Source organism: Kitasatospora sp. NPDC059160, from assembly GCF_042755465.1.
Classification (GTDB): domain Bacteria; phylum Actinomycetota; class Actinomycetes; order Streptomycetales; family Streptomycetaceae; genus Kitasatospora.
In genome coordinates, this window is the sequence record NZ_JBHZCN010000104.1 from 25466 (window position 1) to 31465 (window position 6000).

The 6000-nt window shown below is 73.0% G+C and carries 4 protein-coding genes; 1 reads left to right on the plus strand and 3 read right to left on the minus strand.

Translation table 11 applies throughout. The features are described from left to right. Positions 1-17: 17 nt before the first annotated feature. The 3 genes from pucD to ACFXOZ_RS33685 are packed head-to-tail and all read right to left on the minus strand — an operon-like array spanning position 18 to position 3753. On the minus strand, positions 18-2384 hold the full coding sequence (gene pucD / locus ACFXOZ_RS33675; RefSeq protein WP_380529132.1) for a xanthine dehydrogenase subunit D: 2367 nt from the start codon (positions 2382-2384) through the stop codon (positions 18-20). Then, positions 2381-2869: a (2Fe-2S)-binding protein gene (locus ACFXOZ_RS33680; protein ID WP_380404888.1), complete on the minus strand. Its 489-nt coding sequence runs from the start codon at positions 2867-2869 to the stop codon at positions 2381-2383. Before ACFXOZ_RS33680 ends, pucD begins: the two co-directional genes overlap by 4 nt. Further along, a complete protein-coding gene (locus tag ACFXOZ_RS33685; RefSeq protein ID WP_375891470.1) occupies positions 2866-3753 on the minus strand; it encodes an FAD binding domain-containing protein in 888 nt (295 codons plus the stop codon). The genes ACFXOZ_RS33680 and ACFXOZ_RS33685 overlap by 4 nt, the downstream gene beginning before the upstream one ends. Positions 3754-4197: 444 nt before the next feature. Here ACFXOZ_RS33685 and ACFXOZ_RS33690 point away from each other — a divergent pair, with 444 nt between their 5' ends. After that, entirely contained in the window at positions 4198-5790 is a 1593-nt protein-coding gene (locus tag ACFXOZ_RS33690) for a PucR family transcriptional regulator (protein WP_380529129.1), read from the plus strand. The last annotated feature ends 210 nt before the right edge of the window (positions 5791-6000 follow it).

Genomic DNA, 6000 nt, shown 5'->3' on the forward strand with positions numbered 1-6000 from the left:
TGGTCGAACTCCCGCTGTCAGCCGGGCTGTTCGGTGGTCAGGTGTTCCGGCCGGACCGGGATCCGGTTGAGCGCGAGTCCGGTCGCGTTGCGGATCGCCGCCACGATCGAGGGGGTCGCCGACACGGTCGGCGCCTCGCCGACGCCGCGCAGCCCGTACGGGGCGTGCGGGTCGGGCAGTTCGAGGACGTCCACCGGGATCGGCGGGGTGTCCAGGATGGTGGGGATCAGGTAGTCGGTGAAGGAGGCGTTGCGCACCTTCCCGTCCCGGACGATGATCTCCTCCATCACGGCCAGGCCGAGGGCCTGGGTGCAGCCGCCCTGGATCTGGCCGACCACGGAGAGCGGGTTGAGCGCCTTGCCGACGTCCTGGACGGCGGTCAGCTCGACCACCTTGACCAGGCCGAGTTCGACGTCCACGTCCACCACGGCGCGGTTGGCGCAGAAGGTGTACTGGACGTGGCCGAAGCCCTGGCCGGTCTCCTTGTCGAAGGCCTGGGTCGGCCGGTGGTGGTGCTCGCGGGTGAGGTCGATGGCCTCGTCGCCGAGCAGGTCCACCATGGGCACCAGCACGCCGGCGCTCTCCGAGACGACCTTGCCGCCGGTCAGCGTGATGTCCTTGTGGGTCCAGCCGTAGCGGCGCCGGCCCTTCTCGATCAGCTCCCGCCGGACGGCCTCGGCGGCGATCTTCACGGCGCCGCCGGTCATGTACGTCTGGCGCGAGGCGGAGGTCGAACCGGCCGATCCCACTTCGGTGTTGGCCGGGTGGATGGTGACCTGCTCGACGCCCAGCTCGGTGCGGGCGATCTGGGCGTGCACGGTGACGCCGCCCTGGCCGACCTCCGCCATCGCGGTGTGCACCATGGCGACCGGCTCGCCGCCGATCACCTCCAGGCGCACCCGGGCGGTGGAGTAGTCGTCGAAGCCCTCGGAGAAGCCGACGTTCTTGATGCCGACCGAGTAGCCGACCCCGCGCACGATGCCCTCGCCGTGCGAGGTGTTGGAGAGTGCTCCGGGCAGCGAGCGCACGTCGAGGTGCTCGGTGTCCAGCGGCGGCGGCAGCGGCATCTCCTTGGCCCGCCGCAGCAGTTCGGCCACCGGGGCGGGGGAGTCGATCTGCTGGCCGGTGGGCATGAAGTCGCCCTCCGACATGGCGTTCAGCTGCCGCAACTCGACCGGGTCCATACCGAGTTCGACGGCCAGCTTGTCCATCTGGGTCTCGTAGCCGAAGGCCGCCTGGACGGCCCCGAAGCCGCGCATCGCCCCGCAGGACGGGTTGTTGCTGTAGAGCGCGATGGCGTGCATCTTCACGTTCGGGATCACGTACGGGCCGTGTCCGAGCGAGGCCGCGTTGCCGACGACGGCGGGGGAGGCGGAGGCGTAGGCGCCGCCGTCCAGCACGATCCGGCAGTCGGCGAAGACCAGCTTGCCGTCGCGGGTGGCGCCGTGCTCGTAGTGCATCCGCGCCGGGTGGCGGTGGACGTGGCCGTAGAAGGACTCGTCCCGGGAGTACACGATCTTGACCGGCTTGCCGGTGTGCAGGGCCAGCAGGCAGGCGTGGATCTGCATCGAGATGTCCTCGCGGCCGCCGAAGGCGCCGCCGACGCCGGCCAGGGTGAGCCGGACCTTCTCCTCGGGCAGGTCCAGCACCGGGGCCATCTGCTCGCGGTCCACGTGCAGCCACTGGGTGGCGATGTAGAGGTCGATGCCGCCGTCCTCGGCGGGCACGGCCAGGCCGGACTCGGGGCCGAGGAAGGCCTGGTCCTGCATGCCGACCTCGTAGTCGCCGCTGACGATGACGTCCGCCAGCGCCCGCACCTCGTCGGTCACGCCGAGGCCGGAGACCAGCCGCTGCTCGTGGCAGATGTTGCCGTACGCGTGGGACTTGTACTCGTGCGGCTCGTGCACGTACCCGTGGGTCTGCGGGTCCAGGCACTGCTCCTCGGTGACGATCGGGGTGAGCACCTCGTACTCGACCTTGATCTTCTTCACCGCGCGCCGGGCGGTCTCCGGGTGGTCGGCGGCGACCAGGGCGATCGCCTCGCCGTGGTAGCGGATCTTGTCGATGGCCAGGGCCGGCTGGTCCTGGATCTCCAGGCCGTAGTACTTGGCGCCGGGGATGTCCTCGTGGGTGAGCACCGCGTGGACGCCGGGCACCTTGAGCGCCTCGGAGATGTCCACCGAGAGGATGTTGGCCCGGGGGTGCGGCGAGCGCAGCGCCATGCCCCAGAGCATGTCCTCGTGCCACATGTCCGAGGAGTAGGCGAACTCGCCCTTGACCTTCAGGTTGCCGTCCGGGCGCAGCGGCGAGCCGCCGATGCCGTCCTTCGAGGCCTGGTTGATGTTCTGCAGGTTCTTCTGGCCCTGGATGGTCCGCGTGGTCATGCCGAAGCCCCCTTGCCCGAGCACTTGCGGGCGGAGGCGAGCCGCACCGCGTCCATGATCTTCTCGTAGCCGGTGCAGCGGCACAGGTTGCCGGACAGCGCCTCGCGGATGTCGTTGTCGCTCGGCTGGGCGTCCTGCTCCAGCAGGGCGTCGGTCTGCACCAGCAGCCCCGGGGTGCAGAAGCCGCACTGGACGGCCCCGGCGTCGACGAACGCCTGCTGGACGAGGCCCAGCTCGCCGTTCTCCTCGGCCAGGCCCTCGACCGTGCGCACCTCGCGGTCCTGCACCTGGCCGGCGGCGACCAGGCAGGAGCAGACCGGCACGCCGTCCAGGTAGACGGTGCAGGAGCCGCACTCGCCCTGCTCGCAGGCGTTCTTCGAGCCGGGCAGGCCGACGCGCTCGCGCAGCACGTAGAGCAGGCTCTCGCCCTCCCACACGTCGTCGGCCTCGACCGGCTTGCCGTTGGCGGTGAACGTGACCTTCATGCCGCGCTCCTGATCTGCTTGCTGTAGTCGTTCCAACACCAGGTGAGGGTGCGGCGGGCCATCACGGCCAGCGCGTGCCGCCGGTAGTCGGCGGTGCCGCGGACGTCGTCGATGGGGGAGGCGGCGGCCTTGACCAGCTCGCCGAAGCGCTGGATCACCTCGGTGCCCAGCAGCTCCCCGGACTCCCAGAGCCCGCGCTCGGCGAGCACGTCCCGCAGGTACTCCTCGGCCTCGACGGCGCGGCGCGGCGTGGGGGCAGCCGAACCGATACCGGTGCCGACGGTGCCGTTCTTCGGGTGAAGGGCGAAGCCGAAGGCGCAGACCGCGATCACCATCGCGTTGCGGGTGCCGATCTTCGAGAACTGCTGGGGGCCGTCCGCGACCGGGATGTGCACGGCCCGGATCAGCTCGTCGGCCTCCAGGCTGTTGCGCTTCACGCCGACGTAGAACTCGTCGATCGGGATCAGCCGGGTGCCGCGCACCGAGGCCGCCTCGACGAAGACGTCCCGCCCGGCCGCCAGCAGCGCCGGGTGCGCGTCACCGGCCGGGGAGGCGCCGCCGAGGTTGCCGCCGACGCCGCCGCGGTTGCGGATCTGCGGCGAGCCGACGGTGTGGGCCGCGAGGGCGAGCCCGGGCAGCGGCCCGGACAGCTCCGAGATGATCCGGGCGTACGGGACGGAGGCGCCGAGTCGGACGACGCTGCCGTCGTTCGTCCATTCGGTGAGCTCGGTGACGCGGTTCAGGTCGAGAATCGCGGATGGCCGGTGCACGTCGAAGTTCAGCTCGACCATGACGTCCGTGCCGCCCGCGATGGGCAGCGCGGTCGGGTACTCAGCCTTCGCCGCGAGAGCCTCGTCCCAGGTGGCGGGCCGAAGGAACTCCATGCGGGTTTCTCCTCAGGTCTTCGCCGACCGGGTGTCCGGCGGCGTGTCGCCCAGTGAACTCCTGTGACGCGGCCCACTGGCAGTCACCGATGGCATGAAGCCCCGGCTGTGAGCCCGCCCGGCATCCTGTACGTTCCTCTAAGCAGGAGAATCCGCAGCCCAGGTGTTCGCCGAGTGCTACCTACGACCGTAATCCGGCCGTGATTCGCGGGCTACGGGCCCGTGACCCGGCGGCCCGCTGGTACGTAACGCCGAGCACGGATGTTCGGGCACACTGTCACCCCCGGACGGCGTACCCGGCAGCCCCCACCCCCCGTCCAGGCCCCCGATCCCCGCTTCCGCCCCCGCTTCCGCCCCCGCCTCCACCACCGTTTCCACTCTGCTTCGACCCCCGCTTCCACCCCGCCCTGCCACCCTGTTCCTGCCCCCGATAGGAGTCCGCGGATGCGTGTCCGTGACCTGCTCGCCCCCGGCGCCCCCCGACTGCGCCTGCTCGCGGCGGAGGAGGAGCTGGACCGGCAGGTCAGCGGCGTGATGACCACGGACCTGCACGACCCCGGCCGCTACCTGCACGGCGGCGAGCTGGTGCTCACCGGGATGCTCTGGCGCGGCGGCCCCGCCGACTCCGAGCGCTTCGTGCGGACCATCGCGGCCGGCGGCGCGGTCGCCCTGGCGGCCGGCGAGGCCGAGGTCGGCCCGGTGCCCGAGGACCTGGTCGAGGCCTGTCGCCGGCACCGGATGCCGCTGCTGGCCGTGCCCGACGACATCGCCTTCGGCACCGTCACCGAGTTCATCGGCCGTCAGGTCTCCGCCGACCGCGCGGCCGACCTCGCCGCCCTGGTCGACCGGCACCGGCTGCTGGTCTCGGCGGCCGGCGGCGGCGGACTGGACGCCGTGCTGGACCTGCTCGGCGGCGACCTCGACCTGGACTGCTGGGTGCTCACCCCGACCGGCGCGGTGATCGCCGGCCCGGCCGACCGGCTCACCGCCGAGGACCGCGACCAGCTGGTCCGCGCCCACCTCGCCGCCCAGCGCCAGCGCCGCCGCCCCCCGCACCGGGCCCGACTGGCCGGCGGCGCCTACTCGCTGCTGCCCGCCGCGGCCTCCGCCGAGCACGAGGCGCCGCTCGTCGACTGGGTGCTCGCGGTGGCCGGCGACGTCACCGAGTGGACCACCAAGCGCCAGCAGCTCGCCGAGAACCTGGCCCGGCTGGTCGCCGCCGAGCGCCACCGCCGGGACGAGGGCCGCCGGCTGCGCCGCCGGCTGGCCGACGAACTGCTCGCCCTGCTGCGCCGCGACGCCGACCCGGCCGAGATCAGCCGCACCCTGTACGCCTCCTCGGCGATGGCCGCCCGCTACGAGAGCCACGAGCCCAAGTCCCCCGTCCAGGAGGCCTCCTGGCTGGTGCTCAGCGCCGAGGGCACCGGCCTGCCCGAGGGCACCGTGCGGGCCGTGCTGGAGGAGGCGCTCGGCGGCACCAGCGACCGCGCCCTGGTCGCCGGGGCGGGCAACGGCGCCGTGGTGGTGCTGCCCGCGCTGGACTCCCCGGTGCCCGCCGACACCCTGCGCGAGCTGCTCGCCCCGCTGGAGGCCGGGCTGGGCTCGGAGGGCCGGATCACCCTCGGCGTCTCCGCCCCCGCCTCCGAGGCCGGCGGCCTGCGCGGCGCCCTGGAGGAGGCCCGGCACGCCCGCCGGATCGCCGCCGCCCGGGTCGGCCGGGTCTGCGTCGCGGGCCCCGAGGAGCTGGCCTCGCACGTGCTGCTGCTGGCCGCCGTCCCGGACGAGGTCCGCCGGGCCTTCCGCAGCCGGCTGCTGGACAAGGTGATCGCGTACGACATCGAGCACCAGGCGGACCTGGTCCGCACCCTGGAGGCCTTCCTGCGCTCGGACGGCTCCTGGACCCGCTGCGCCGGGCAGCTGCACGTCCACGTGAACACCCTGCGCTACCGGATCGGCCGGATCGAGGAGCTGACCGGGCGGGACCTCTCCCGCCTGGAGGACCGGGTGGACTTCTACCTGGCCCTGGAACTGGCCTGACCGTTTCCTGACAGTTCCGCCCGATGAGCGCCGGTCCCAGGAACGGCCGCTTCCTGGGAGGTCGCTGGACGGCGCCTGAGCCGGTCGGGAGCCGTCAGGAGAACGGCCGGGGGGGCGGGGGCCGAACCCCGGCCGGGGGCCCCGCGGCGGTCGCCCCGGGGGCGGGGGGGGGGGCGACCCCCGAGGGACCCGGCCGCCCCCCCACCGCGC

Excerpts from the sequence above, each read along its gene's own strand:
- ACFXOZ_RS33680 (WP_380404888.1), bottom strand. The coding sequence starts at position 2,869 with ATGAAGGTCACGTTCACCGCCAACGGCAAGCCGGTCGAGGCCGACGAC.
- ACFXOZ_RS33690 (WP_380529129.1), top strand. The coding sequence starts at position 4,198 with ATGCGTGTCCGTGACCTGCTCGCCCCCGGCGCCCCCCGACTGCGCCTG.
- pucD (WP_380529132.1), bottom strand. The coding sequence starts at position 2,384 with ATGACCACGCGGACCATCCAGGGCCAGAAGAACCTGCAGAACATCAAC.
- ACFXOZ_RS33685 (WP_375891470.1), bottom strand. The coding sequence starts at position 3,753 with ATGGAGTTCCTTCGGCCCGCCACCTGGGACGAGGCTCTCGCGGCGAAG.